General features: G+C 73.8%; 28 protein-coding genes. 14 read left to right on the top strand and 14 right to left on the bottom strand.

Annotation, left to right across the window (positions count from 1 at the left end; genetic code table 11):
- Positions 1 to 18 precede the first annotated feature (18 nt).
- A complete protein-coding gene (locus GGQ55_RS18230; RefSeq protein WP_179719126.1) occupies positions 19 to 747 on the bottom strand; it encodes a glutamine amidotransferase in 729 nt (242 codons plus the stop codon).
- 37 nt (positions 748 to 784) lie between these two features.
- A complete protein-coding gene (locus GGQ55_RS18225; RefSeq protein ID WP_246323834.1) occupies positions 785 to 1,795 on the bottom strand; it encodes an NAD(P)-dependent alcohol dehydrogenase in 1,011 nt (336 codons plus the stop codon).
- Positions 1,796 to 1,874: 79 nt separating this feature from the next.
- Here GGQ55_RS18225 and GGQ55_RS18220 point away from each other — a divergent pair, with 79 nt between their 5' ends.
- The gene (locus GGQ55_RS18220; RefSeq protein WP_179719124.1) at positions 1,875 to 2,501 is read left to right on the top strand and encodes a TetR/AcrR family transcriptional regulator C-terminal domain-containing protein; all 627 of its coding nucleotides are present in this window, start codon (positions 1,875 to 1,877) and stop codon (positions 2,499 to 2,501) included.
- Here the strand turns inward: GGQ55_RS18220 and GGQ55_RS18215 are convergent.
- Entirely contained in the window at positions 2,488 to 3,132 is a 645-nt protein-coding gene (locus GGQ55_RS18215; protein ID WP_179719122.1) for a histidine phosphatase family protein, read from the bottom strand. The two genes, GGQ55_RS18220 and GGQ55_RS18215, sit on opposite strands and share 14 nt — an antisense overlap.
- Positions 3,133 to 3,195: 63 nt before the next feature.
- Between GGQ55_RS18215 and GGQ55_RS18210 the strand changes: the two genes are divergently transcribed.
- On the top strand, positions 3,196 to 4,047 hold the full coding sequence (locus GGQ55_RS18210) for an NAD(P)H-binding protein (RefSeq protein WP_179719120.1): 852 nt from the start codon (positions 3,196 to 3,198) through the stop codon (positions 4,045 to 4,047).
- Positions 4,048 to 4,049: 2 nt separating this feature from the next.
- Positions 4,050 to 4,925: a dioxygenase family protein gene (locus GGQ55_RS18205; RefSeq protein ID WP_179719118.1), complete on the top strand. Its 876-nt coding sequence runs from the start codon at positions 4,050 to 4,052 to the stop codon at positions 4,923 to 4,925.
- Here the strand turns inward: GGQ55_RS18205 and GGQ55_RS28540 are convergent.
- A complete protein-coding gene (locus tag GGQ55_RS28540; RefSeq protein ID WP_179719116.1) occupies positions 4,913 to 7,642 on the bottom strand; it encodes a helix-turn-helix transcriptional regulator in 2,730 nt (909 codons plus the stop codon). The two genes, GGQ55_RS18205 and GGQ55_RS28540, sit on opposite strands and share 13 nt — an antisense overlap.
- An 84-nt stretch (positions 7,643 to 7,726) precedes the next feature.
- Between GGQ55_RS28540 and GGQ55_RS27940 the strand changes: the two genes are divergently transcribed.
- Positions 7,727 to 7,858: a hypothetical protein gene (locus GGQ55_RS27940; RefSeq protein WP_281371322.1), complete on the top strand. Its 132-nt coding sequence runs from the start codon at positions 7,727 to 7,729 to the stop codon at positions 7,856 to 7,858.
- Positions 7,855 to 8,292, top strand: a complete 438-nt coding sequence (locus tag GGQ55_RS18195) for a VOC family protein (protein WP_179719114.1) — start codon at positions 7,855 to 7,857, stop codon at positions 8,290 to 8,292. Before GGQ55_RS27940 ends, GGQ55_RS18195 begins: the two co-directional genes overlap by 4 nt.
- Here GGQ55_RS18195 and fahA read toward each other — a convergent pair.
- The 3 genes from fahA to hppD are packed head-to-tail and all read right to left on the bottom strand — an operon-like array spanning position 8,276 to position 11,880.
- Positions 8,276 to 9,457 (bottom strand): fumarylacetoacetase, encoded by a 1,182-nt coding sequence (fahA, locus tag GGQ55_RS18190; protein ID WP_179719112.1) that lies wholly within the window; start codon positions 9,455 to 9,457, stop codon positions 8,276 to 8,278. The genes GGQ55_RS18195 and fahA overlap by 17 nt on opposite strands.
- Complete coding sequence (locus tag GGQ55_RS18185; RefSeq protein ID WP_179719110.1) at positions 9,454 to 10,662, bottom strand: homogentisate 1,2-dioxygenase; 1,209 nt, start codon at positions 10,660 to 10,662, stop codon at positions 9,454 to 9,456. The genes fahA and GGQ55_RS18185 overlap by 4 nt, the downstream gene beginning before the upstream one ends.
- A gap of 12 nt (positions 10,663 to 10,674) precedes the next feature.
- Entirely contained in the window at positions 10,675 to 11,880 is a 1,206-nt protein-coding gene (gene hppD / locus GGQ55_RS18180; protein ID WP_179719108.1) for a 4-hydroxyphenylpyruvate dioxygenase, read from the bottom strand.
- A 139-nt stretch (positions 11,881 to 12,019) separates the two neighbouring features.
- Between hppD and GGQ55_RS18175 the strand changes: the two genes are divergently transcribed.
- Entirely contained in the window at positions 12,020 to 12,508 is a 489-nt protein-coding gene (locus GGQ55_RS18175; protein ID WP_179719106.1) for an Lrp/AsnC family transcriptional regulator, read from the top strand.
- A gap of 72 nt (positions 12,509 to 12,580) precedes the next feature.
- The gene (locus GGQ55_RS18170; protein WP_366489646.1) at positions 12,581 to 13,459 is read left to right on the top strand and encodes a DUF222 domain-containing protein; all 879 of its coding nucleotides are present in this window, start codon (positions 12,581 to 12,583) and stop codon (positions 13,457 to 13,459) included.
- Between the two features lie 147 nt (positions 13,460 to 13,606).
- Here the strand turns inward: GGQ55_RS18170 and GGQ55_RS18165 are convergent, their stop codons facing one another.
- On the bottom strand, positions 13,607 to 13,981 hold the full coding sequence (locus GGQ55_RS18165; RefSeq protein WP_179719103.1) for an AraC family ligand binding domain-containing protein: 375 nt from the start codon (positions 13,979 to 13,981) through the stop codon (positions 13,607 to 13,609).
- A gap of 168 nt (positions 13,982 to 14,149) precedes the next feature.
- Between GGQ55_RS18165 and GGQ55_RS18160 the strand changes: the two genes are divergently transcribed.
- Entirely contained in the window at positions 14,150 to 14,665 is a 516-nt protein-coding gene (locus tag GGQ55_RS18160; protein ID WP_179719101.1) for a COG4315 family predicted lipoprotein, read from the top strand.
- A gap of 7 nt (positions 14,666 to 14,672) precedes the next feature.
- Here GGQ55_RS18160 and GGQ55_RS18155 read toward each other — a convergent pair whose 3' ends face one another.
- On the bottom strand, positions 14,673 to 15,059 hold the full coding sequence (locus tag GGQ55_RS18155; RefSeq protein WP_179719099.1) for a RidA family protein: 387 nt from the start codon (positions 15,057 to 15,059) through the stop codon (positions 14,673 to 14,675).
- Complete coding sequence (locus GGQ55_RS18150; RefSeq protein WP_179719097.1) at positions 15,059 to 15,679, bottom strand: TetR/AcrR family transcriptional regulator; 621 nt, start codon at positions 15,677 to 15,679, stop codon at positions 15,059 to 15,061. The genes GGQ55_RS18155 and GGQ55_RS18150 overlap by 1 nt, the downstream gene beginning before the upstream one ends.
- Positions 15,680 to 15,739: 60 nt before the next feature.
- On the opposite strand from GGQ55_RS18150, the gene GGQ55_RS18145 reads away from it, so the two are divergent.
- Positions 15,740 to 16,042, top strand: a complete 303-nt coding sequence (locus GGQ55_RS18145; RefSeq protein ID WP_179719095.1) for an antibiotic biosynthesis monooxygenase family protein — start codon at positions 15,740 to 15,742, stop codon at positions 16,040 to 16,042.
- Positions 16,039 to 16,536, top strand: a complete 498-nt coding sequence (locus GGQ55_RS18140; RefSeq protein ID WP_179719093.1) for a cupin domain-containing protein — start codon at positions 16,039 to 16,041, stop codon at positions 16,534 to 16,536. Before GGQ55_RS18145 ends, GGQ55_RS18140 begins: the two co-directional genes overlap by 4 nt.
- Here GGQ55_RS18140 and GGQ55_RS18135 read toward each other — a convergent pair.
- The 3 genes from GGQ55_RS18135 to GGQ55_RS18125 all read right to left on the bottom strand — a co-directional run bounded on the left by GGQ55_RS18135 (position 16,491) and on the right by GGQ55_RS18125 (position 18,015).
- Positions 16,491 to 16,826, bottom strand: a complete 336-nt coding sequence (locus GGQ55_RS18135) for a cupin domain-containing protein (protein ID WP_179719091.1) — start codon at positions 16,824 to 16,826, stop codon at positions 16,491 to 16,493. The genes GGQ55_RS18140 and GGQ55_RS18135 overlap by 46 nt on opposite strands.
- Entirely contained in the window at positions 16,826 to 17,599 is a 774-nt protein-coding gene (locus GGQ55_RS18130) for an alpha/beta fold hydrolase (protein WP_179719089.1), read from the bottom strand. The genes GGQ55_RS18135 and GGQ55_RS18130 overlap by 1 nt, the downstream gene beginning before the upstream one ends.
- A 95-nt stretch (positions 17,600 to 17,694) precedes the next feature.
- A complete protein-coding gene (locus GGQ55_RS18125) occupies positions 17,695 to 18,015 on the bottom strand; it encodes a putative quinol monooxygenase (protein ID WP_179719087.1) in 321 nt (106 codons plus the stop codon).
- Between the two features lie 96 nt (positions 18,016 to 18,111).
- Between GGQ55_RS18125 and GGQ55_RS18120 the strand changes: the two genes are divergently transcribed.
- Together GGQ55_RS18120 and GGQ55_RS18115 are read left to right on the top strand one after the other, a co-directional pair.
- A complete protein-coding gene (locus GGQ55_RS18120) occupies positions 18,112 to 19,527 on the top strand; it encodes a cytochrome ubiquinol oxidase subunit I (protein WP_218859334.1) in 1,416 nt (471 codons plus the stop codon).
- Positions 19,524 to 20,519 carry a cytochrome d ubiquinol oxidase subunit II gene (locus GGQ55_RS18115; protein WP_179719085.1) on the top strand — a complete coding sequence of 332 codons (996 nt, stop codon included), beginning with the start codon at positions 19,524 to 19,526 and terminating at the stop codon, positions 20,517 to 20,519. The genes GGQ55_RS18120 and GGQ55_RS18115 overlap by 4 nt, the downstream gene beginning before the upstream one ends.
- Positions 20,520 to 20,522: 3 nt before the next feature.
- Here GGQ55_RS18115 and amaB read toward each other — a convergent pair whose 3' ends face one another.
- Positions 20,523 to 22,043 carry an L-piperidine-6-carboxylate dehydrogenase gene (gene amaB / locus GGQ55_RS18110; RefSeq protein WP_179719084.1) on the bottom strand — a complete coding sequence of 507 codons (1,521 nt, stop codon included), beginning with the start codon at positions 22,041 to 22,043 and terminating at the stop codon, positions 20,523 to 20,525.
- A gap of 53 nt (positions 22,044 to 22,096) precedes the next feature.
- Here amaB and GGQ55_RS18105 point away from each other — a divergent pair, with 53 nt between their 5' ends.
- A complete protein-coding gene (locus GGQ55_RS18105; RefSeq protein WP_179719082.1) occupies positions 22,097 to 23,362 on the top strand; it encodes a D-arabinono-1,4-lactone oxidase in 1,266 nt (421 codons plus the stop codon).
- Positions 23,363 to 23,470: 108 nt separating this feature from the next.
- Positions 23,471 to 24,145 (top strand): GntR family transcriptional regulator, encoded by a 675-nt coding sequence (locus GGQ55_RS18100; RefSeq protein WP_366489641.1) that lies wholly within the window; start codon positions 23,471 to 23,473, stop codon positions 24,143 to 24,145.
- Position 24,146: the final 1 nt, after the last annotated feature.

Raw genomic sequence — 24,146 nt, 5'->3', positions numbered from 1 at the left:
ACTGCGTCCTTTTGGCGGCTAGGCGTAGCGGGCGACGAAGTTCTTGAGCAGGCGGCCGGGCTCGGTGACGACGCCCTGCGAGAGCCGGGCGATCAGCGCGTCCAGCTCGTCGGGCGGGAAGTAGCCGTAGTGCTGGTAGACGCGGGCGCGGGCGCAGAAGCCCGGCGCGTCGAGCTCGGGGTGGAACTGCGTGCCGTAGACGTTGGCGCCCACCCGGAACATCTGCACGGGGCACGCCTCGCCGGTCGCCAGCAGCACCGCGGACGGCGGCAGCACCCGGCAGGCCTCCTTGTGCCCGACGAACGCGTCGAACCGATCGGGCACGCCGGCCAGCAGCGGGTCCTCCGCGCCGGCCGCGGTCAGCTGGATCGACACGGCCGACAGCGGCTCGGTGTACGTGCGGTCGACCACGCCGCCCTGGTGGCTGACGATCGTGCCGACGCCGTAGCAGGCGCCGAAGAAGGGGAAGTCGCGCGCGACCACCTCGTCGAGCAGCCGCGCCAGGTCGGCCTCGACCCGCCGCTGCACCGGCGACTTGAGCTCCGGCGGATCGCTGCTGTTGAAGGGGCTGCCGCCGAGGAAGATGCCGGCGTAGTCGTCGAGGTCGAGGTCGGGCAGCGGCCCCGCCTCCAGCCGGACGCGGTGCAACTGCTCGGGTGGCAGCCCCGCGAACCGTAGGAACGCGGCGTACTCGTCGTCGGCGGCCTGGTCCTCGGCGCGCGAGGCCAGCAGCAGGAAAGGCCTCACGCCGGGGATCGTAGGCGGTCGCAGCGCTGGCCCGGCATCACCCGATCGTGACGGCGAGCTTGCCGGTGACCTGCCCGTCGACCAGCCGCCGGATCGCGACCGGCACCTCGGCGAGCGGGTACGCGTGCTCGACGGCCGTGCGCACCCGGCCGGCCTCGATCAGCTCGCGCAGGGCCGCCAGGTCCGCGGCGTTCTCCTTGTTCACGAAGAAGCCCAGCCGCTGGCCGACGAACGGCGAGAGCAGGACCGCCCGCAGCTGCCGGTCGAGGCCGTCGAGCCACCGGCCGCCGGTCTCGCCCCCGACGATCACCAGCCGCCCGTGCGGGGTCAGCGCCCGCCGCAGCCGGTGCAGCGGGCGGTTGCCCGCGATGTCCAGGACGACGTCGTAGCGGCGGCGCCCGTCGACCGGGTCCTCGGCCGTGTAGTCGACGACGGCGTCGGCGCCCAGCGCCCGCACCGCCTCCAGCTTGCCGGCGCTGGCCACCCCGGTCACCTCGACGCCCATGGCCTTGGCGATCTGGACGGCGAAGCTCCCCACGCCGCCCGACGCGCCGAGCACCAGCACGGACTCCCCCGGACGCACCCGCGCGTGGTCGCGCACCGCCTGGAGGGCCGTGCTGCCGGACACCGGAACGGTGGCCGCCTCCTCGAAGGAGACGTTCGCCGGCTTGGCCGCGAGCCGGTCCGGCCGCGCGACCACGTACTCGGCGAACGTGCCGTTGCCGGCAGCGAGCCCGAACACCTCGTCGCCCACCCGGAACCCGTCCACCCCGGCGCCCACCGCCGCCACGGTGCCCGCGAGGTTGCGGCCGGGGTTGGCGAACCGCGGCCGGCGCAGGCCGAAGACGAGCCGGATCGGGTAGGCCAGCCCCGCCATCAGGTGCCACGTGCCGCGGTCGACGCTCGCCGCGCGCACGCGCACCAGCACCTCGCCGTCCCCGGGGGCGGGGCGGGCGACCTCCGCCGTCCGGAGCGTCTGCTCCGGGTCGGAGCCGTAGGAGTCCTGGACGAGCGACGTCATGGTGGCCGGCAGCTGGTGCGTGGTCATGGTGCCCTCCCGACGAGTGAGACTTACGGCGTAAGTAATAGACTTACGCCGTAAGCTTGTCAACGTGCCGCGGAGAGGGATGGACCGGGAGCAGGTGCTGCGGGCCGCGGTGGCCCTCGCCGACGAGGCCGGCATCGAGTCGCTCAGCATGCGCAAGCTCGGGCAGGCGCTCGGGGTCGAGGCGATGTCGCTGTACAACCACGTCGCCGGCAAGGAGGCGCTGCTCGACGGCATGGTCGACCTCGTCTTCGCCGAGATCGACCTCCCGGCCGGGAGCGACTGGAAGAAGGCGCTGCGGCAGCGGGCGATCTCGATGCGGGAGGCGCTGACCCGGCACCGCTGGGCGGTCGGGCTCATGGAGTCGCGCACCTCGCCCGGCGCCACCACCCTGCGCCAGCACGACGCGGTACTCGGCTGCCTGTTCGCCGCCGGCTTCTCGATGGAGCTCACCGCGCACGCGTTCGCCGCGATCGACAGCTACGTCTACGGCTTCGCCCTGCAGGAGAAGGGTCTGCCGTTCGACACGCCGGAGCAGACGGCCGAGATGGCGCAGGCCATGCTCGCGCACTTCCCGGTCGACGAGTTCCCGAACCTCGCCGCGTTCACCCGGGAGCACGTGCTGCGCCCCGGCTACGACTTCGGCGCGGAGTTCGAGTTCGGGCTCGACCTGATCCTCGACGGCCTCGAGCGGCTCAGCGGTAGGTGAGGTCCTCACCCTCGAGGTGGGAGTGCTCGTTGAAGGTGAGCAGTGCCAGGCCGGAGCGCCCGGCGGCGAGCTTGGTGATCGCGCCGTTGACCGCCACCCGGTTGAGCGCGACGAGGCCCGGCGCGCCGGTGCCGAGCAGGTCGGCGCAGACCGCGGCGATCACGCCGGCCGAGGTGAAGACGACGGCGTCCTGGCCGCTGTCGAGGCCGGTGACCAGCTCGCGGAGGGCGTCGCCGACGGTGCCGGTGAACGCCGGCCACCCGCCGGCGTCGCCGTGCTCGACCCAGGCGGTCAGCGCCGCGTCGAGCACGACCTGGAACTCGCGCGAGGTCGTCGGCTCGGGCGCTCCCTGCGCCGAGGCGTACCGGCGGACCAGGTCGATGTGGTCGTACTCGTCCCACCGCTCGTCGGCCCGCGGCGTCGTCCCGATCCCCGCAGCCGCCAGCGCCAGGCTCGCCGTGTCCCGCTGGCGGCGCAGCGAGCCGTGCACCGCCACCGGCCGCCGCAGGCCGGCCGCGGCGAGCCGGTGCCCGGCGAGCTCGGCCTGGCGGCGCCCGAGGTCGGAGAGGCTGTCGTAGTCCTCCGCCCCGAACGAGGCCTGGCCGTGGCGGACGAGCAGCACGATCGGCATGCCGGCAGTCTCCCCGACCACAGTTGCTTGATCTCTCAACTAAATGCGCCTAGCGTGGTTCGCATGCTCACCGTCACCGGAGCCTCCGGCAAGCTCGGCCGGCTCGTCGTCCTCGGTCTTCTCGACGCCGGCGTCCCCGCCGCCGACGTGGTCGCCGTCGTCCGCAGTCCGGAGAAGGTCGCCGACCTCGCCGAGCGCGGCGTCCAGGTCCGCCAGGCCGACTACGACGACGCCGACGCCCTCGCGCAGGCCCTCGCCGGCACCGACCGGCTGCTGCTGATCTCCGGCAGCGAGCTCGGCACGCGGGTGGCGCAGCACGGCACCGTGCTGCGGGCCGCGCAGGCCGCCGGAGTCGAGCTGGTGGCCTACACCAGCGGTCCCAAGGCGGAGAGCAGCGCGCTCGCGGTCGCCCCCGACCACCTCGCGACCGAGCGGCTGATCGCCGAGCTCGGCCTGCCCGGCGCGCTGCTCCGCAACAACTGGTACTTCGAGAACTACGACCCGGCGATCGCCCGGGCGGCCGAGACCGGCGAGGTCGTCGGCAGCGCCGACGGCGGCCGGATCGCCGCGGCCACGCGCGCGGACCTCGCCGCCGGCGCGGTCGCCGTGCTCACCGCGGCCGAGCCGGTCCCCGGGATCTACGAGCTCGGCGGCGACGAGGCCTGGACGCTCGCCGACCTCGCCGCGGCGGTCGCGGCGGCGACCGGTCGCGAGGTCACCTACCGCGACCTGTCCGCCGAGGAGCACGCGCGCGCGCTCGAGGCCGCCGGCCTGCCGGAGGGCGCCGTGCAGTTCGTCGTCGGCACCGACCAGGCGATCGCGAACGGCGCCCTGGACACCGGCAGCCACCAGCTGTCGGAGCTGATCGGCCGGCCGACGACCACGCTCGCCGAGTACGTCCGGAGGGTGCTGTAGCCATGTCGTTCCTCTTCCCCGAGACGCCGGCCGCGGCGTTCGACGAGTTCCTCGCCGCCACCGCCCCCGCCGACCGCGGCCGCCCCACCTGGACGCCGGACGACGGGCCGATGCCGGCGCTGTACCTCAGCCACGGCGCCCCGCCGCTGTTCGACGACCCGCACTGGATCGGCCAGCTCTTCGCGTGGTCGCAGGCGCTGCCCAAGCCGACGGCGGTGCTCATCGTGAGCGCGCACTGGGAGTCCGCGCCGCTCGCGCTCTCGGCGCCGGAGGCCGGGACGCCGCTGGTCTACGACTTCGGCGGCTTCGCCCGGCGCTACTACGAGATGACCTACGCGACGCCGGACGCGAGCGCCCTCGCCCGCCGGGTGGCCGCGCTCATGCCGGCCACCGAGCCGGTGCACGCGTCGGCCCGGCGCGGCCTCGACCACGGCGCGTGGGTGCCGCTCAAGGTCATGTACCCGTGGGCCGACGTGCCGGTGCTGCAGCTGTCCATGCCGACGCACGACCCGGCGCGGCTGGTCGAGCTCGGCCGGCGGCTGCGCCCGCTGCGGGAGGAGGGCGTGCTGCTCGTCGGCTCCGGCTTCATGACCCACGGGCTGCCGTTCATGACCCGCGAGATGGTCGAGTTCAACGCCGTCCCGGCGTGGTCCAGCGAGTTCGACGCCTGGGTGGCCGAGGCCCTGGCGACGGGTGACCTGGACACCCTCGCCGACTTCCGCCGGGCGCCCGGCATGCCGTACGCGCACCCGACGGTCGAGCACTTCACGCCGCTGTTCGTGACCCTCGGCGCGGCCACCGACCCGACCGCCGCGCCGACCACGGTGATCGACGACTTCCAGATCGGGATGGCGAAGCGGTCGCTTCAGGTCGCCTGACGCGCGAACTGCGCGGCGACGGCGGCGCGGGATCGCAGTCCCCGCTTGCGCAGGATGCTCGTGAGGTGGTGCTCGACGGTCTTCGGGCTCAGGAACAGCGCGGCGGCGATGTCCCTGTTGGTCATCCCCTGGGCCACCAGCAGCGCCACGCGGGTCTCCTGCGAGGTCAGCTCGTCGCCCGCCGCGGGACCGCGGCGCGCCCGCTGACCGGTGGTGGCCAGCTCGTCGCGGGCCCGCCGGGTCCAGCCGTCCAGTCCCAGCGCGTCGAACGCCTCGACGGCGCGCTCGAGCTGATGGCGGGCCGCCACCCGCCGCCCGGCTCGGCGCAGCCGCGCACCGTGGAGCAGGCGGGTGCGGGCCGCCTCGACCGGGACGGCGCCGGACGTGTGCGCGTCGTGCGCCCGCTCGAAGGCGGCGTCGGACGCGGCGTCGTCGTCCGCGAGCAGGCCGGTCAGCCGCTCGACGTGGCCGCGGATGTCGGGCACCGGTGAGTCGCGGTGCAGTGCCGCGTGCCGGGCGGCCAGGGCGACGGCGTCGTCGCGGCGTCCGAGGCCGAGATAGGCCTCGACCAGGTCGGGGGCGACCGACAGCTCGTACTCACCCCGCGGGAGCCGTCCGCCGTCCGCGGCGATCTGCCGTTCGAGGACGAGGACGACGCGCGCCAGGTCGCCCCGGCACAGCGCCGTGAACGCGTCGACCAGGTGCAGGTGCACCGCTCGGGGCGTCACTCCTGCACGGTCACCCAGGTCACGCGCTCTGGCCAGGGCGGCCGCCGCCTCCCGGTGCCGGCCGCGGGCCGCCTCCTCCCAGGCCAGGAGCTCGCAGGAGGTGGCCACGTCGGCGACGTAGCCGAGCTCGCCGCCGAGCTCGACCGACTCGCCCGCCGCGGCGTAGGCCAGGCGGTGCTCGCTGGCGAACTGGGCTCCCCCTGCGATCAGGCTGAGCACCGGGGGCAGGACGCCGAGCGCCCCGGCCGCCCGGGCCGCGGCCAGCCGGCGGTCGAGCACCCCGTCGAGGAGCCGGACGTCGTCGGCCCAGCCTGCCGCGAGCAGTGCCACCATCAGGTAGCGGGGCTCGTCGCGCAGCAGCGGCTCGCGCTCCAGGAGGTCGAAGGCGCGCAGCGCGAGCGGCCGGGCCCCCGACCAGTCCCCGGCGAAGGCGAGCGCGTGCGCGTGCGCGTAGTCGGCCAGCATCGCCTGCTCCGGGTCGGAGCGGTCGGCGGTCGCCGTGATCTCGTCCGCGACCTCGGTGACCGCCGCGCGGTCGGCCAGCCGGTAGGCCGCAACGCCGAGCTCGGTGAGCGCCCGCAGCCGGACCGAACCGGTCGAGCAGGACGCCGCCTCACGCAGCAGCCCCGGTGCGGCCGGCACCGAGCCGGCGTAGTGCTCCAGCGTGCCCAGGCAGAGCAGGGCACGTCCACGCGCGCCCGGCGGGGCGGATCCGGCGAGCAACTGCGCGGCCGACGTCCGGACCCGCCGCGGGTCGCCGGCGAGGAACGCGTCCTCCACGGCGAGCGCCCGAGCGGCGGCGGTGGCCGCCCCCGAGACGTGCAGCCGGGCCGCCTGCTCCTGGAGCTCCGACGCGGCAGCGAAGCCGCGCCGCAGCCGCTCCCGTGCGGCCAGCTCCTCGAGACGGCCGGCCAGGACCTCGTCCGTCCCGAGCACCGCTCGGGCGCGGTGGCGGACAGCCCGATCGGGATCGTCGGCCAGCGCGGCCGCCAGACCGGCGTGCGCCTCCCGGCGCGCCTCCGGCGGCACGGAGCCGAGCACAGCGGAGCGCAGCAGCGGATGGGCGAAGTCCGCGGTGCCCGGGCCGAGCACGAGCGCACCGGCGCGCTCGGCCTCGCCCAGCGCGGCGTCGGGGTCCTCGCCGGCGGCGAGCAGAGCGGACACGATCGGCCCCGCCTCGGTCCCCGCCGACAGCGCGGTCAGGACGACGGCCCGCCGGGCACCCGACCCGAGTCCGGCGAGGAGCCGCGCGGCATCCGTGCGCTCGCCGACCGGCAGCACTTCGGGCAGGGGTGCCGAGCCGCGCCGCTGCTCGGGGGTCAGCGAGCCCACGGCCTGCACGAGCGCCAGCGGGTTGCCGCCGGTGGTTGCGACCAGCGTCTCGGCGACGGGCGGGGCCACCGAGGGGCCCAGCAGCTCCGCGGCCGCCGCGAGCTCCAGGCCGCGCAGCTGGTGCCTCGGCAGGTCGGCGAGCTCGTCGTCCGTGCTCTCCGGTGGTCGCCGAGCGAGCACGAAGGCCACGCGGTCGTGCTGCAGCCGTCGCGCCGCGAAGGCCACAGCGCGGACCGACTCGCGATCCACCCACTGGACGTCGTCCACGAGCACGAGGACCGGTGCGTCCTCGGCCGCTCGGGCGAGCAGGGTCATCGTCGCCACCGCGACGAGGAACCGGTCGCCCGCCGGGCTCCCCTCGGCCCAGCCGAGGGCGGCGGCCAGCGATCGCCGCTGCGGCGCCGGCAGGCCGGGGACGAGACCGCGCAGCGGGGTCAGCAGCTCCAGCAGACCGGCGTGCCCGAGCTCCAGCTCGGCCTGGACACCCGTGGTCCGCACGCACCGGAACCCGTCGGCGGCGGTCGCGGCCGCGGCGAGCAGCGTGGTCTTGCCGGCGCCGGCCGGGCCTTCGAAGCAGACGGTGCGGCAGCGCCCGGCCCGTGCCGCGTCGAGCACGGCGGCGACGACCGCCCGCTCGGCCGCCCGACCCACGAGCACGGGGGAACGCTAGCGCCGGTGCGCCGGCGTTGTCGGGGGATTTCCCCGACGCGACGGGATGCGCCCGGGCAGGAGCGTGTGGGCATGCGCAACCACACCGAACTGGCCCGGCGCGTCCTCGACGTCGTCGGGGACGGGCTGACCCTGACCGCGCTGTGCTTCGGGACGCCGATCGGCGTCCGCCGGCTCACGCAGCGCCGGGAGAGCCGGCGATGACCGCGCCGCCGCTGGCCGGCCTCTCCCACGTCGGCCTCAGCGTGGCCGATCTCGACGCCGCCGTCGCCTTCTGGAGCGGCACGATGGGCTTCGAGGTCCTCGACCGCGCGCCCGCGTTCGCCCTGCTCCTGTACCGCCCGAACCCCCTGGTCATCGGCCTCGCGAACCACGACGGCGCCGTGACCGGCCCGTTCGACGAACGCCGCACGGGCCTGGACCACCTCGCCCTCGCCGTCTCGGACACCGCCGCCCTCCAGGCGTGGATCCGGAGGTTGGAGGAGGCGGGGATCCCCCACTCCGGTCCGGTGGACTCGGAGTTCGGCGCGCACCTGAACTTCCGGGGACCGGATGCCTTCCCCGTCGAGCTCTTCGTGCTGGCGCCGGCCGGCCTCGAGGCCCTGGGCCTGGACCCGGCGGTCACCGCGCCGGCATGACCTGCCCCGTCACCTCGCCGAAGGAGATCCGCGAGCCGTCGGCACCCGGCGCGGTGGCGGTGATCGTGACGACGTCGCCGTCCTCGAGGAACGTGCGCGTCGTGCCGTCGGCGAGGGTGAGGGGATCGGCGCCACCCTCGCAGAGCTCGATCAGCGACCCGCGCTGGTCGCGCTCCGGGCCGCTGACCGTGCCCGAGGCGAACAGGTCGCCGGTGCGCAGCGAGGCGCCGTTGACCGTGAGGTGCGCCAGCTGCTGGGCCGGCGTCCAGTACATCGAGGCGAACGGCGGCCGGCTGACCACCTCGCCGTTGAGCCGCACCTCGAGGGTGAGGTCGAGCCCCCAGGGGGCGTCGTCCTGCAGGTAGGGCTGCAGCGGGACGTCGCGCGGCGGCGGGGCGACGCGGGCGGCGTCCAGCGCGGCGAGCGGCACGACCCACGGCGAGACCGAGGTGAGGAACGACTTGCCGAGGAACGGCCCGAGCGGCACGTACTCCCACGCCTGCAGGTCGCGGGCCGACCAGTCGTTGACCAGGCAGACGCCGAAGACGTGCTCGGGCAGCGCCGCCACCGGCACGCTGGTGCCGGGTTCGGAGGGCATGCCGACGACGAAGCCCACCTCGGCCTCGATGTCCAGCCGCCGCGTCGGCCCGAAGGTGACGTCGTCGCCGTCCCTGCGCTGACCGCACGGACGCACCACCGGTGTGCCGGAGACGTCGACCGTGCCGGCCCGGCCGTGGTAGCCGACCGGCAGGTGCTTCCAGTTCGCCGGCAGCGGCGGCGTGCCCGGCCGCAGGATCCGGCCGAGGTTCTCCGCGTGGTGCTGCGAGCTGTAGAAGTCGACGTAGTCGGCGACCTCGAACGGCCGGTGCATCCGCACCTCGGCCTGCGGGATCAGGTGCGGCTCGACGACCCGCCGGCACGACGGCTGGGTGAGCCAGTCGGTCACCTGCTCGCGCAGCTCGCGCCAGGCGCGCGGGCCGAGGGCCATGAGCTCGTTGAGCGAGCCGGACAGGTGCAGCGGGTCCTCGGTCAGCCCGCCGAGGTCGAGGACGGCGTCGCCGACCGCGATCCCGGTGCGCATCACCCGCCCGCGGCAGGAGAAGACGCCGAACGGCAGGTTGGCCAGGCCGAACCCGGTGTCCTCGGGGAGCTCCAGCCAGGTCACGACGTCGCGGGCCCGCGGCCGGACCAGGACCAGGCGTAGCGGCCGTCGTCCACCGCCGCCCCGGCCTCACCCAGCGCGAGCGGGCGGAACGTGTCGACCATGACGGCCAGCTCGTCGAAGAACTCGACCCCCAGCGACCGCTCCGTCGCCCCCGGCTGCGGGCCGTGCGAGTGCCCACCCGGGTGCAGGCTGATCGAGCCCTTGCCGATGCCCGAGCCCTTGCGCGCCTCGTAGTCGCCGTCGACGTAGAACATGACTTCGTCGGAGTCGACGTTGGAGTGGTAGTAGGGCACCGGCACGGCGAGCGGGTGGTAGTCGACCTTGCGCGGGACGAAGTTGCAGACGACGAAGTTCTGCCCCTCGAACACCTGGTGCACCGGCGGCGGCTGGTGCACCCGCCCGGTGATCGGCTCGAAGTCGGCGACGTTGAACACGTAGGGGTAGAGGCAGCCGTCCCACCCGACCACGTCGAACGGGTGCTCCGGGACGACGTGGATGCTCCCCGCCAGGCCGCCCGGGCCGTCGCCGCGGTGCTTGACGTACACCTCGACGTCGCCGCCCTCGACGGTGAACGGCTCGACCGGGCCGCGCAGGTCGCGCTCGCAGTAGGGCGCGTGCTCGAGCAGCTGCCCGTAGCGGGACAGGTAGCGCTTGGGCGGGGCGATGTGGCTGTTGGCCTCGATCACGTAGGTGCGCAGCGGCTCCTCCCCCGCGGGGAGCCACCGGTGCGTGGTCGCCCGCGGCAGGATCACGTAGTCGCCGGGGCCGACGGAGAGGACGCCGAAGACCGTCTCGACGGTCGCCGTCCCGCGCTCGACGAACACGCACTCGTCGCCGGTGCCGTTGCGGTACAGCGGGCTCGCCACGCTGCTGACCGCGTAGGAGATGCGGACGTCGGCGTTGCCCAGCACGAGCCGCCGGCCGGTCACCGCGTCGGTGGCCTTGTGCTCCTCGCCCGGGAACAGGTCGTGCAGCTTGAGGTGCCGTGGCACCAGCGGGCTGTTCGGCGTGGTCGCCTGGTCGGGCAGCTCCCACGGCCGGACGTCGACCAGCGCCGACGGGATGCCGCGGTGGTAGAGCAGCGAGGAGTCGCTGGAGAAGCCCTCCTCCCCCATCAGCTCCTCGGCGTACAGGCCGCCGTCCGGACGGCGGAACTGCGTGTGCCGCTTCGGCGGCACCTGCCCGATCTGCCTGTAGTGCGCCACCGGACTCCTCCGTCAGAAGTTGCCGCGCCGCTCCTGCTCGCGCTCGATCGCTTCGAAGAGTGCCTTGAAGTTGCCCTTACCGAAACCGAGCGAGCCGTGGCGCTCGATCAGCTCGAAGAACACGGTCGGCCGGTCCCCGGTGGGCTTGGTGAAGATCTGCAGCAGGTAGCCGTCCTCGTCGCGGTCGACCAGGATGCCGCGGCGCTGCAGCTCCTCGATCGGCGCGCGCACGGTGCCGATGCGCCCGCGCAGCTCGGGGTCCTCGTAGTAGGAGTCCGGGGTGGAGAGGAACTCGACGCCCTCGGCGGTCATCGCGTCGACGGTCGCGATGATGTCGTTGGTGGCCAGCGCGACGTGCTGCGCGCCGGGACCGCAGTAGAACTCGAGGTACTCGTCGATCTGCGACTTCTTCTTGCCCAGCGCCGGCTCGTTGAGCGGGAACTTGACCCGGTGGTTGCCGTTGGCGACCACCTTGCTCATCAGCGCGGAGTAGTCGGTGGCGATGTCCTCACCGATGAACTCGGCCATGTTGGTGAAGCCCATGACCCGGTTGTAGAAGTCGACCCACTGGTCCATGTTGCCGAGCTCGACGTTGCCGACGACGTGGTCGACGGCCTGGAACAGCCGCTTGGCCGCACCCGGCCGCTTGACGAAGGTCGAGCGCTTCTCGACGAAGCCCGGCAGGTAGGGGCCGCTGTAGCGCGAGCGGTCGACCAGGGAGTGGATGGTGTCGCCGTAGGCGGCGATCGCGGCGCGGCGCACGGTGCCGTGCTCGTCGGAGACGTCGTGCGGCTCCTCGACGATCGTGGCGCCCTGCCGGCGGGCGTGCTCGATGCAGCGGTCGACGTCGGGCACGGTCAGCGCGATGTCGGCGATGCCGTCGCCGTGCGTGCGGTGGTGGTCGGCCAGCGGGCTGGCCGGGTCGTACGCGCCCTGGATGACGAAGCGCGCCGCCCCGGAGGTGAGCACGTAGGCGTGGTGGTGCCGGTTGCCGTTCTCGGGGCCGGAGTAGGCGACCAGCTCCATGCCGAACGCGGACTGGAAGAAGTGCGCCGTCTGCACGGCGTTGCCGACCGTCCAGACCAGGGCGTCCCACCCGGAGACCGGGAACGGGTCGGTCGAGTCGTCGTGCTCGACCAGGCCGACCAGCTGCTTGAGCTGGTCGAGGTCCAGTTCGGCGAGCCGCTCCTCGTCGTTGAGGATCTGGTCCAGGCTCATCGCTCCTCCTCCTGTGCGTGCGGTGCGTGAGCCAGGGCACACCCTCGGTCGCCTGCTGCGCAAGCGGCACTCTGCCGACTGCCCGTTCGGATGGTTCGGTCTAGCGGTCAGTCGGTTCTGCTGTGCAGACTGCACAGTCATGGACGGTCTGGACGTCGCCCTGCTCACGGCCCTGCGCGACCATCCCCGGGCCGGCGACCTGGAGCTCTCGCGGCTGCTGGGCGTCGCCCGCGGCACGGTGACCGCGCGGTTGCAGCGACTCGAGTCCTCCGGGGTGGTGACCGGGCACGGTCCGGACGTCGACGTCGCCGCGGCCGGGTTCGGCGTGCAGGCGTTCGTCACCCTGGAGATCGCGCAGGGGGCGCTGGACGCCGTCCGGCACGACCTCGAGGCGATCCCCGGCGTGCTCGAGGCGCACGCGACGACCGGTCAGGGGGACGTGCTGTGCCGGGTCGCGGCCCGCTCGCACGAGGCGCTGCAGCAGGTGCTCGTGGAGCTGGGGCGCTCGCCGAACGTCGTCCGCTCGACGAGCGTGATCGCGCTGTCCGTGCTGGTGCCCTTCCGGACCCTGCCGCTGCTGTCGGCCGAGGCCGCGCCGGGTGCGGGGCGTTCTTCTCTGTCGCGCTGAGCTTCGAGAACCGTCGTACCCCGTGCCTGGGTTGGGGTCATGACGACGACCGCCGCTCACGAACCTTGGTTCGTGATCGACGTCGTCCACGAGTCGCACCGGGCGGCCGCCGCGCGCCCGCCCAAGGAGCGCACGGCGGCCTGGCTGCAGCTGATCCAGCGGCAGCGGTCGCGGGCGGCCGCCGAGGAGGCGGGGTTCATCCTGCGGCTGGCCGCGCTGTGCCCCGACGAGGACGACCCGCCGCCGGATCACCCGGGGGCAGCCAAGACCTACTGGATGTCGGCGCGGTCGGAGTTCCCCGGCGTCTCGGAGTTCTTCGTCGACGAGCTCGCCGCCGTCCTCGGGGTCGGCCGGGGCACCGCCGCGCACAAGGCGACCCGGGCGTTCACCTGGCGCGACAGCCTGCCGGCCACCTTCGCCGCCCTGAAGTGTGGGGAGCTGGACGAGCGGCGGGCGCAGATCTTCGCCGACACCCTCGAGCACACCGCTCCGCGGCTGGCCTGGCGGGTCGAGCAGGTCGTACTGCCCGAAGCCGTGACTCTGGGGTTCGACGCGCTGAAGATGCGCATCCGGGCGGTGCTGCTGGAGCTGGACCCGGACGGAGCCGACGAGCGGCGCGACCTGGCCGCGAAGAACTCCGACGTGTGGGTCGAGCCCGGCGCCGACGGGCGGGCCACCTTCAGCGCGGAGATGGACCACCGGCACCACCCGAACCGGATCCACCGCCCTTCTGATCGACACCCGGACATGTCGGCTCGTCATCAAGTCGACCAGCCGACATGTCCGCAGCACGAGAGACAATCCCCCCGTGACCGAGCACGAGCCGGGCTGCCCGCTCCGCGCGGCAGCGTGGATGGACGGCGTCACGGAGCAGGTGCTCACCGAGCGGGCGGCGTCGGCGTCGATGCACACCACCGTGAGGCGGTTCGACGACATCGACCTAGGAACTGACGCCCGGCTGACCGGCGCCCTGCGTCGCGCTGCCCCGCCCGACGATGAACTGCGCCTCGCCTGGTGCACCTGCCGCCGCGGTACCGGCGGTGCATCGCCCTGACGGCGGCGTCACCACCTCGCTCACCCAGCTCGGCGACTGGGCCCTCAGGCCTGCTGGAGCTGTTGCATGTGCGCCTGGATCGCAGCCACGGTGGCCGCCAGCTGGTCCTTCGGGCTGAACTGGACGAACTCGCTTCCGGCCTCGGCGGTCGGCACGTGACCCGGCGTCATGTAGAAGGCGTCACCCGGGCCGTAGGACTCCTCGCGGTCGCCGTAGTCGACCGTCAGCGTGCCGGCGAGCACGTAGCCCCAGTGCGGACACGCGCACTGCCCGTTCGGCAGGCCGGCGAGCGCGTCCTTGAGCGAGTGCGTCTCACGGATGCTGACGAAGTTGACGGTGATGTCGTCGAGGTCCGCGGAGCGATCGACGGCCAGGCCGAAATCCTGTGTTTCGGCGGTGCTCTTGTTCGTGAACCCCATCTCGGGCCCTCCCTGCCGGTGCGGTTGATGCCGCGAACGCTAGGAGCGACACCACGTGGCACACATGGGGCAGTTGCCCCATCTTCGATGGCGGCCGGAGGTTCGTGGCGTCGTTGACAGCTCGGCCCGCCGCCGAGACCGTGGTCGTCGACGAGTCGGAGGTCGACGATGTCCCTTCCCCGGCGCCTCGCCGCCTGTCTGCTCGCGACTGGCCTGCTCCTCACCGGCTGCGGTGGCTCCTCCGCGGACAGCGAGACCCCCGCGGCAGCGTCCACCGCGACCGGGCCGACCACGCCGAGCTCCTCCTCGAGCGAGCCGGCGGCCGCCGCGCAGACCGTCACGACCGGTGGCAGCGACTACGGGACCATGCTGTTCGACCTCCGCGGACAGGCCATCTACCTGTTCGACAAGGAGACGACCAGCAGCCCCGACTGCTACGGCGACTGCGCCGCGGCCTGGCCCCCGGTGCTCACCGACGGACCGCCGGTCGCGGCCGGGGAGGCCCAGGCGGAGCTGCTCGGCACGACGCCGCGGAACGACGGCTCGACCCAGGTCACCTACGCCGGCCACCCGCTCTACCACTACGCCGCAGAGGGCCCGGGGCAGGTCCTCTGCCACGGCGTAGCCGAGTTCGGCGGCACCTGGCTCGTCGTCACACCCGCGGGCACGCCCGCCGCCGTCTGAAACCCTGCTACCGGACGGCGATCGCAGAGATCTCCAGCATCATGCCGGGCACCGCGAGGCCGGTGACGCCGACGACGGTGCCCGCGGGCGGCGGCCCGGTGACGAACTCGGCGCGCACGCGGCCGAGGTCGCGGGCTCGCGTGACGTCGGTGAGGTACGTCGTCGTCGACACCAGACCGGCGAACGACGTGCCGGCCGCCTCGAGCACGGTGCGGAGGTTCTCGAAGGTCCGGCGGGCCTGCGCCTCGAAGTCGCCGGCACCGACGAGCGAGCCGTCCGCAGCGATCGGGCCCTGCCCGGCGACGACGACCAGGGACTCCGCGCCGTCCACCCGCCAGGCCTGCGAGTAGCCGAAGCGCTCCTGCCACGTCCAGGGGTTGACGGGTTCGGTCATCACGACGTCCGCTCCTCCTCCAGCGCGGCCTGCACCAGCGCCCGCGCGGCCCAGCGCAGGGTCTCCTCCTCGTCGGCGGCGTCCAGACCGCGGATGTCGCGCAGCACGACCATCGCCTCCCAGCCGAGGACGACGCACAGCGCCGAGACCAGCCGCTCGTAGCGCTCCGGCGACAGCTCCTCGCGCACCGGCGCCAGGGCCCGCTCCACCCACGAGGTCCGCCGGTACCCCCGGCGGACGGATCCCGCCGGGGTGTCCACGGTCAGCGCGATGAGCTTGCGCCCCAGCGGCAGCGCCGACGGCGCCGTCTCGGCCAGCCCGCGAGCGAGCGCATCGGTGCGGGCCACGGCGTCCTCCCCCTGCTCCTCGCTGGCCGCCAGCCGCGCGTCGACGGTCGTCTCCGCGAGCAACCCCGACGCGGCGTCGAGCAGCAGGTGGTCCAGCGTCGGGAAGTGCATGTAGATCGTCCGCCGCGAGACGTCGGCCGCCGCCGCGATCTCGTCGATCGACGGCGTGCGTCCGCCCGCGACCAGCTCCCGCGTGGCCGCCACGATGGCGTTCCGCGTGCGCCGCTTCTGCGCCTCGCGACCCCCCGGGCGAACCTCTTGACCGGCTGTCATGCCCGGACTATAACGACGTGCACTCATTGCACACAAGTGCAACAAACGTAGGAGGACTCGGTGGTCCGCTTCATCAACTGCTTCGAGGTCCCGGACGGCCGGGACGACGACTTCCTCGCCCTGTTCGGCGTGGTCAACGCCCACATGAGCGCGCAGCGCGGCTACCTCGGCCACCAGCTGCACCGGTCGCTGTCGCCCGACGCCCGCTTCCGCTTCGTCAACTACGTCGAGTGGGCGACGGCGGAGGACTGGCGCAATGCGCACGGCGAGGAGTTCCGCCGGCTGGTCAGCGACCCGGAGTGGCGGGCGTTCCCCACGACTCCGGCGCTCTACGAGATCGTCCACGAAGGTGCCCGGTCGTGACCGTCGTGATGAGCCCGGCGGAGGTCGAGACCTTCACCGCCGCCGGCAACACCTTCCGGCTGCTCGAGGACGGGACGACGACCGCCGGCCGGATCGGGATCGTCGAGTGCTCGCTGGTCCCCGGCTGGGTCGGCCCGCCGCAGCACGTGCACCAGCGCAACGACGAGACCTGGTTCGTCCTCTCCGGCGCCGTCCGCTTCACCACCGGCAGCGACTCGTTCGTGGCCACCCCGGGCCGGCTCGTCGTCGCGCCGATCGGGGCGCCGCACACCTTCGCCAACGCCGATTCCGACGCCCCGGCCCTGCTGCTCTGCACGATCACGCCGGCCGACTACGTCGAGTACTTCCGGGAGCTCGCCAGGCTCCGGCCCGGCCCCGACGGCCGGTTCGACCCGGTCGACATGGCCGCGATGATGCAGCGCTACGCCACCCGTCCCGCGACCGCGGGTCAGCCGACCGGCGTCGAGATCGGCTCGCCCGTGGCCACCAGGTAGGTGCTGAGCAGCTCCGCCGTCCCGGGCCCGGCGGCGCGCGCCTCGTGCGGCGTCCGCGGCGGGACGACGAAGCCGTCGCCGGCCTGCAGCACCCGAGGCGGGTCGCCCTCGACCCGCACCTCGACGCTCCCGGCGAGGACGTAACCGACCTCCTCGCCGGGGTGCGTGTGCCGACCCGACCCCTCTCCGGCCGGGATGCGGATCAGCAGCTGCACGACCTCCCGTCCCGCGACGGACAGCGCACCGCGCTGGACTTCGGTCCGCTCCAGCGCCGGCGCGGGACCGGTCATCAGCTCAATGCGCCGGACGGCGTCGGAGCCGCCGAGCTCACCGCGGTCAGCGCCTGCCGGATCACGTCGATCACGACCTGCGGCTTCGAGATCATGATCACGTGTGATCCCTCGACCTCGGTGATCGTCGCCCCCGCCCGCTGGGCCATCGACCGGACGACGTCGCTGCCGGCCGCCTTGTCGCCGGTGGCCACGACGGCCCACGACGGCAGGCTGCGCCAGGCCGGCGTCCCGGTCGGCTCGACGAACCCGAGAAGTGAGGCCGGGCGCTGCGTCGCGGCCATGACCGCGGTCTGCGCGTGCGGCAGGTCGGCGGCGAACGCGTCGTGGAACTTCTCCGGGTCGATCCCGACCTCGACCTGCGTCGCGTCGCCCTCCCCCGTCGGGTAGGTCCGCTGCACCAGCGCCGAGTTGAGCACGCTGTCGGTCGAGCCGGCCTCGATGTCGAAGAGCTTCTCGCCCTGGTCCGGTGCGAAGGCGGCGACGTAGACCAACCCGACGACGTTGCCCGCGTGCAGCGCCGCGTTGGTGATGATCGCCCCACCGTAGGAGTGCCCGACCGCCAGCACCGGTCCCGGTACCTGCGCCAGCGCGCTGGCCACGTAGGCGGCATCGATGGAGATGCCGCGCAGCGGGTTCGGGACCGTCGTCACCGGGATCCCGGCGGCCTGCAGGCCCTCCACCACGCCGTTCCACGACGAGCTGTCGGCGAAGGCGCCGTGCACGAGGACGACGGTGGGGGTGGTGGGGGCGACAACGTTCGCTTCGGACATGCGGAAACCCTCCAGAAGGCCCCCGTGCGCGGAAGAACGACGCCGGCGACGCTAGCCGCCGCCGCGCCGCCCTCGCGCCCGTCGATCTCCCTGGGTCAGACCCGCATCTCCCCCAGCTCCGACCAGTCGTCCTGCGGAACCGTGAAGTTGACGATCCGCGGCGTCTCGGCCAGGTGCGGCGGCAGCTCGCGCTGCGCGGCCTTGAAGTGGTCGGACTGCACGTGCGCGGCGCCCGCGTCGCCGTCCCGGAACGCCTCGACCAGCACGTACTCGTTCGGGTCGTCCAGGCTGCGCGACCAGTCGAACCACAGGCAGCCGGGCTCCGCGCGGGTCGCCTCGGTGAACGACTTGCTGATCGACGGCCAGGCGTCGGCGTCCTCGGGGCGGACCCGGAACTTCGCGGTGATGAAGATCATCGCCCCAGCCTGTCAGCGACCGAGCGACCGGACCAGTCGTGCTCCGACGGTGCCGGCGGGAGTGTGCGGCGGGGAGACCGGGCGCACGCTGGAGCCGTGCCGGACCTGCTCCCCCGGGCGGCCGGGGAGCTGCTCGCCGCTGCGGGTGACCCTTCGCAGCTGCTGCCCGCCCGCGAGCAGATGGCGTTCACCCTGGGCTTCCACATCATCCTGGTGCCGTTCGGCGTCGCGTTCACCTTCCTGATGCTCATCGCGAACTGGCGCGGGCTGCGCCACGGCGACCAGCAGGCGCTGGTGCTCGCCCGCCGGTGGTCGCAGGTCTCGGCCGTGCTGTTCGCCGTGGGAGCGGTGTCGGGCACCGTGCTCTCGTTCGAGCTCGGGCTGCTCTGGCCGGGGCTGATGGGCCGCTTCGGCGCGGCCTTCGGGATCCCGTTCGCGGTCGAGGGGCTGTTCTTCTTCCTCGAGGCGATCTTCGTCGCGATCTACATCTACGGCTGGGACCGCATGCGCCCGTGGCCGCACTTCTGGACCGGCGTCCCGGTGCCGCTGGCCGGCATCGGCGGCACGCTGTCGGTCGTCGCGGCCAACGGCTGGATGAACCAGCCCGCGGGCTTCACGCTGCGCGACGGCCGCGTCGTCGACGTCCGCCCGCTGGGCGTGATCTTCAACGGCGCCTTCTGGTACGAAGCCCTGCACATGCTGCTGGCCGCCTACATGATCGCCGGCTTCACGGTGGCCGGCGTCTACGCGGTCGGCCTGCTCCGCCGACGGAACGACCGGCTGCACCGCCTCGGCCTGGCCATCCCGTTCACGGTCGCGGCGATCGCCACGCCGGTGCAGATCTTCGTGGGCGACGTGGCGGCCCGGGCGGTCTTCCAGAACGAGCCGGCCAAGTTCGCCGCGATCGAGATGGTGCCGAGGACGAGCACCCACGTGCCCGAGACGCTGCTGGGCGTCTACGAGCACGGCCGGGTGCGCTTCGGCATCGATCTCCCGAACGGCGCCTCGCTGCTGTCCGGCTTCAGCCCGGGCACCCGCATCCGGGGACTCGACGCCATCCCGCCGGAGCTGCGGCCGCCCGACCACCTGATCACGCTCGTGCACTGGTGCTTCCAGATCATGGTGGGCATCGGGTTCGCGCTGCTCGCGCTCTCGATCTGGTTCGCCGTCGCCGCCTGGCGCCGCCGCGCTGTCCCCACCGGCCGCTGGTTCCTGCGCTGCACCGCGGTGTCCGGGGTCGCGGCGATCGCCGCGCTGGAATGCGGCTGGATCGTCACCGAGGTCGGCCGGCAGCCGTGGACGGTCGTCGGCTACCTGCTCACCCGCGACGCGGTGACGACCTCGGGCGACGTCTGGCTGTTCTTCGGCGCCACCCTGGCGCTGTACGTCGCGGTCGGCTACGGCACGTTCGTCGCACTGCGGCTGTTGCGCCGCCGGTGGCGCGCGCAGGTGGAGGAGGACGGCGACGTCCCCTACGGCCCCTCGCGCGCCCGCGAGGCGGCCGGCACGTGAGCACCTTCGCGGCGGTCGTCCTCTTCGTCGGCGTGCTGGTCTACGCCGTGCTCGGCGGCGCCGACTTCGGCGCCGGCTTCTGGGACCTCACCGCCGGTGGCGCCGAGGCCGGCCGGCGGCCGCGGCACCTGGTCGACGAGTCGCTGGCGCCGGTGTGGGAGGCCAACCACGTCTGGCTGATCTTCGTGCTGGTCATGCTCTGGACGGCGTTCTCCCCGGCCTTCGCCGCGATCACGACGACCCTCTACGTCCCGCTCGGCCTCGCCGCCCTCGGCATCGTGATGCGTGGTGCGGGCTTCGCGTTCCGCAAGGTCATGGTGCGCACCGACCAGCAGCGGGTCACCGGCGCGGCCTTCGCCGCGTCGTCGGTGGTCACGCCGTTCTTCCTCGGCACCGTCGCCGGCGGCATCGCCTCGGGTCGCGTGCCCACCGCCGGCCACGGCGACGGCGTGACCAGCTGGGTGAACCCGACGTCGCTGCTGGGTGGTGTGCTCGCCGTGCTGGCGTGCGCCTTCACCGCGGCGGTGTTCCTCACCGCGGAGGCACGCCGCCGCGACGAGCCGGGGCTGGAGACCTGGTTCCGCCGGCGGGCCCTGGTCGCGGCGGTCGTCACCGGCGTCGTCGCGCTCGCCGGCATCGCCGTCCTGCACGCCGACTCACCGCGGCTGTTCGACGACCTGCTCGGCCGCGGCCTGCCGCTGGTGCTGCTCTCGGCACTGTGCGGACTGGCGTCGGTCGTGCTTCTCCGCCGCGCCGCGCCCCGCGTGCTGCAGGGGCTCGCCGTCACCGCCGTGGCCGCGATCATCGCCGGCTGGGGGGTCGCCCAGTACCCCTTCCTGCTCGGCACGCACCTGAGGATCACGGCCGCCGCCGCCCCGACGTCGACCCTCTGGGCGCTCACGATCGTGGCGGTGGTGGCGCTGCTGCTCGTGGTCCCCTCGATGGGCCTGCTGTTCGTGCTCGCGCAGCGCGGCCGGCTGGAGAGCCACTGACCCTCAGACGGTGAACGTCACGCCCTGCGCCAGCGGCAGCTCGCCGGAGTAGTTGATCGTGTTGGTCGCGCGGCGCATGTAGCTCTTCCACGCGTCCGAGCCGGACTCCCGGCCGCCGCCGGTCTCCTTCTCCCCGCCGAAGGCGCCGCCGATCTCCGCCCCCGACGTCCCGATGTTGACGTTGACGATGCCGCAGTCGGAGCCGTCGGCGGCGAGGAACCGCTCGGCCTCGGCCTGGTCGCCGGTGAAGATGCTCGACGACAGACCCTGCGGCACGTCGTTGTTCAGGGCGATCGCCTCGTCGAGGGTGCGGTAGGGCAGCACGTACAGGATCGGTGCGAACGTCTCGCGCCGGACGACGTCGGTCTGCGCCGGCATCCGGACGACGGCGGGCTCCACGTAGTAGGCGTCGGGGGCCTCGTCGGCGAACCGCCGTCCGCCGCCGACCACGACCTCGCCGCCCTGCGCCCGGGCCTCCTCCAGCGCTGCCTGCATCGCGTCGTACGCCCGGCCGCCGATGAGCGGGCCGACCAGCGTGCCCTCCTGCACCGGCGAGCCGATCGGCAACCGCCCGTACGCCGCGGCCACCCGCTCGGTGACCTCGTCGACCACGTCGGCGTGCACGATCACCCGGCGCATGGTCGTGCACCGCTGCCCCGCCGTCCCGGCGGCGCTGAACACGATCCCGCGAGTGGTGAGATCGAGGTCGGCCGACGGGGTGACGACGGCGGCGTTGTTGCCACCGAGCTCCAGCAGCGAGCGGCCGAACCGGTCGGCCACCCGCGGGCCCACCGCCCGGCCCATCCGCGTCGAGCCGGTGGCCGACAGCAGCGCGATCCCGCGGGAGCCGACCAGCGCCTCGCCGACGTCCGGGCCGCCGACGAGCACCTGGCTGAGCCCCTCGGGCGCGCCCTGCTCGGCGATGGCCCGGTCCAGCAGCGCCGCGGCGGCCAGCGCCGACAGCGGCGCGAGCTCCGACGGCTTCCAGACGACGGGGTCGCCGCAGACCAGCGCGATCGCGGTGTTCCACGACCACACGGCGACCGGGAAGTTGAACGCGCTGATCACCCCGACCACGCCGAGCGGGTGCCAGGTCTCCATCAGCCGGTGGCCGGGCCGTTCGGAGCTGATCGTGCGGCCGTAGAGCTGCCGTGACAGCCCGACGGCGAACTCGCAGATGTCGATCATCTCCTGGACCTCGCCACGGGCCTCGGAGGTGATCTTGCCGACCTCGAGGCTGACCAGGGTGGCGAGGTCGTCCTTGTGCTCGCGCAAGAGCTCGCCGAAGCGGCGCACCAGGCCGCCGCGGACGGGGGCGGGCACGGTCCGCCAGGTGCGGAACGCCTCGCCGGCGCGGGCCACGGCGGCCTCGACGTCCCCGGCGTCCTGCCAGCGCAGGGAGGCCAGGGGCCGCCCGTTCACCGGCGAGACGACGTCGTGCTCGCCGGCCTGGAGGTCGACGCCGCACCGGCCCAGGGCCTTCTCGGCCGCGCTCTGGAGCTCGTCGGCGGCGGGCAGCGTCATGGGTTCCTCCTCGACAGCGGGTGCGTGCCCCTCCACCTTGGCAGGATGGGCCCGTGGGCGAGGCGGGCGGGACCTGGGCGGGCACGTACACGTACCGGGCGGCGACGCTGCACCGGCCGAGGTCGCTGCCCGAGCTGCAGGAGATCGTCGCCGCGGCGCCCCGCGTGCGCGTGCTCGGCTCGCGGCACTCGTTCACCGACATCGCCGACTCCGCCGAGCTCGTCAGCCTGGAGTCGCTGCGGACCACCGAGGCGCTGCCGGCCGACGTCGTCGTCGACCGGGACGCCGGCACCGTCTCCTTCGGCGCGGGGATGAAGTACGGCGAGCTGGCCGAGGTGCTCAACGACGAGGGGGTGGCGCTGGCCAATCTCGCCTCGCTGCCGCACATCTCGGTCGCCGGCGCCGTCGCCACCGCGACGCACGGCTCCGGCGTGGGCAACGGCAACCTGGCCACCGCGGTCGCGGCGATGGAGCTGGTCACCTCCGACGGGCAGCTGCGCCGGCTGGCCCGCGGGGACGCCGACTTCCCCGGCGCCGTCGTCAACCTGGGAGCGCTGGGCGCGGTGACCCGGCTGACCCTCGACGTCCAGCCCGCCTACGACGTGCGGCAGACGGTGTTCGAGGGGCTGTCCTGGCAGGCGCTGGCCTGGCACTTCGAGGAGATCGTGTCGGCCGGCTACAGCGTCAGCGTCTTCACCACCCTGCGCGACGCCGTCGACCAGGTGTGGGTGAAGTCCCGCTCGCACGAGGCCGCGCCCGAGTCGCTGTTCGACGCGCGGCCGGCCACCGTCGACCGGCACCCGATCCTCGGCCTGGACCCCACGCCGTGCACCCCGCAGCTGGGCCGGCCGGGGCCCTGGTCGGACCGGCTCCCGCACTTCCGCATGGGCTTCACCCCGAGCGCCGGGGAGGAGATCCAGTCGGAGTACCTGCTCCCCCGCGAGCACGCGCTCGCCGCCGTCGACGCCGTCCGGCAGCGCGCCGAGCGGATCGCGCCCCTCCTGCAGGTGTGCGAGATCCGCACGATCGCCGCCGACGACCTCTGGATGAGCACCGCCTACGGCCGCGACTCGGTCGGCGTCCACTTCACCTGGAAGCGCGAGCCGGCCGCGGTGGAGGAGGTGCTGGCCGACCTCGAGCCGGCGCTCGCGCGGCTGGGCGCTCGACCGCACTGGGGCAAGCTCTTCCTCGCCCCGGCCGAGCAGATCGCGCCGCTGTACGAGCGGTACGGCGCCTTCGTCGACCTGGTCCAGCGGCTGGACCCGCGCGGCGCCTTCCGCAACGACTGGTTCGAGCGACACGTCCTCGGGCCGCGCTGAGCTCGGGCCGGCGGGTCCCCCGCTGGGGCGAGCACGTCGCGAACATCGTTGACGATCGAGCTCGCATCCCGAAGCCTGGCAGTCCCACCGTCGAGGAGGAAGCCACGGGTGAGCGAGGACCTGCGCGCGGAGGAGACCGACCCCCGCGAGGGCGCCGCGGCGACCCGCAAGGCCGTGGCGGCCCTGCGGACGGCGCTGTTCAACGGTGACCTGGCCCCCGGGCAGCGGCTGGTCGAGGCCGAGCTGGCCGAGCTGTACGGCGTCTCGCGGGCCAGCGTGCGCGCGGCGCTGATCGACCTGACCGCCGACGGCCTGGTCGAGCGGATCCCCAACCGCGGCGCCCGCGTGCGGGTGGTCTCGGTGCCCGAGGCCGTCGCGATCACCGAGTGCCGCATGGTCCTCGAGGGGCTGTGCGCGGCCAAGGCCGCCGAGCGGGCGACCGACGAGCAGATCGCCGTCCTCACCGGGCTGGGCGAGCAGATGCAGGACGCCGTCGCCGGCGGCGACCCGATGAAGTACTCGGCGCTCAACCGCGAGCTGCACCGCCTGGTGCGCGAGTACTCCGCGCAGCCGGTCGCCTCCAACCTGCTGGACCGGCTCAACGGCCAGATCGTGCGCCACCAGTTCCGGCTCGCGCTGCGCGCCGGTCGTCCGCAGGTCTCGCTGCCCGAGCACCTGGCGATCATCGACGGCGTCGCTCGCCGCGACCCGGCCGCGGCGGAGGCCGCCGCCCGGGCGCACCTGAGCAGCGTCATCACCGCGCTGCTCGAGTCGGACGCCTGAG

It is taken from the genome of Petropleomorpha daqingensis (assembly GCF_013408985.1).
In the GTDB taxonomy this organism is placed as follows: Bacteria; Actinomycetota; Actinomycetes; order Mycobacteriales; family Geodermatophilaceae; genus Petropleomorpha; species Petropleomorpha daqingensis.
This window is presented reverse-complemented; position numbering and strand designations above follow the sequence as displayed.

Bases quoted from the DNA above. Each gene is read 5' to 3' on its own strand.
- hppD (WP_179719108.1), bottom strand. From the start codon at position 11,880: ATGAGCCTGGACCAGATCCTCAACGACGAGGAGCGGCTCGCCGAACTG.
- GGQ55_RS18205 (WP_179719118.1), top strand. From the start codon at position 4,050: ATGTCGTTCCTCTTCCCCGAGACGCCGGCCGCGGCGTTCGACGAGTTC.
- GGQ55_RS18160 (WP_179719101.1), top strand. From the start codon at position 14,150: ATGTCCCTTCCCCGGCGCCTCGCCGCCTGTCTGCTCGCGACTGGCCTG.
- GGQ55_RS18195 (WP_179719114.1), top strand. From the start codon at position 7,855: ATGACCGCGCCGCCGCTGGCCGGCCTCTCCCACGTCGGCCTCAGCGTG.
- GGQ55_RS18125 (WP_179719087.1), bottom strand. From the start codon at position 18,015: ATGATCTTCATCACCGCGAAGTTCCGGGTCCGCCCCGAGGACGCCGAC.
- GGQ55_RS27940 (WP_281371322.1), top strand. From the start codon at position 7,727: ATGCGCAACCACACCGAACTGGCCCGGCGCGTCCTCGACGTCGTCGGG.
- amaB (WP_179719084.1), bottom strand. From the start codon at position 22,043: ATGACGCTGCCCGCCGCCGACGAGCTCCAGAGCGCGGCCGAGAAGGCC.
- GGQ55_RS18130 (WP_179719089.1), bottom strand. From the start codon at position 17,599: ATGTCCGAAGCGAACGTTGTCGCCCCCACCACCCCCACCGTCGTCCTC.
- GGQ55_RS18220 (WP_179719124.1), top strand. From the start codon at position 1,875: ATGGACCGGGAGCAGGTGCTGCGGGCCGCGGTGGCCCTCGCCGACGAG.
- GGQ55_RS18225 (WP_246323834.1), bottom strand. From the start codon at position 1,795: ATGACCACGCACCAGCTGCCGGCCACCATGACGTCGCTCGTCCAGGAC.
- GGQ55_RS18215 (WP_179719122.1), bottom strand. From the start codon at position 3,132: ATGCCGATCGTGCTGCTCGTCCGCCACGGCCAGGCCTCGTTCGGGGCG.
- GGQ55_RS18135 (WP_179719091.1), bottom strand. From the start codon at position 16,826: ATGACCGGTCCCGCGCCGGCGCTGGAGCGGACCGAAGTCCAGCGCGGT.
- GGQ55_RS18155 (WP_179719099.1), bottom strand. From the start codon at position 15,059: ATGACCGAACCCGTCAACCCCTGGACGTGGCAGGAGCGCTTCGGCTAC.
- GGQ55_RS18165 (WP_179719103.1), bottom strand. From the start codon at position 13,981: ATGGGGTTCACGAACAAGAGCACCGCCGAAACACAGGATTTCGGCCTG.
- GGQ55_RS18175 (WP_179719106.1), top strand. From the start codon at position 12,020: ATGGACGGTCTGGACGTCGCCCTGCTCACGGCCCTGCGCGACCATCCC.
- GGQ55_RS18150 (WP_179719097.1), bottom strand. From the start codon at position 15,679: ATGACAGCCGGTCAAGAGGTTCGCCCGGGGGGTCGCGAGGCGCAGAAG.
- GGQ55_RS18210 (WP_179719120.1), top strand. From the start codon at position 3,196: ATGCTCACCGTCACCGGAGCCTCCGGCAAGCTCGGCCGGCTCGTCGTC.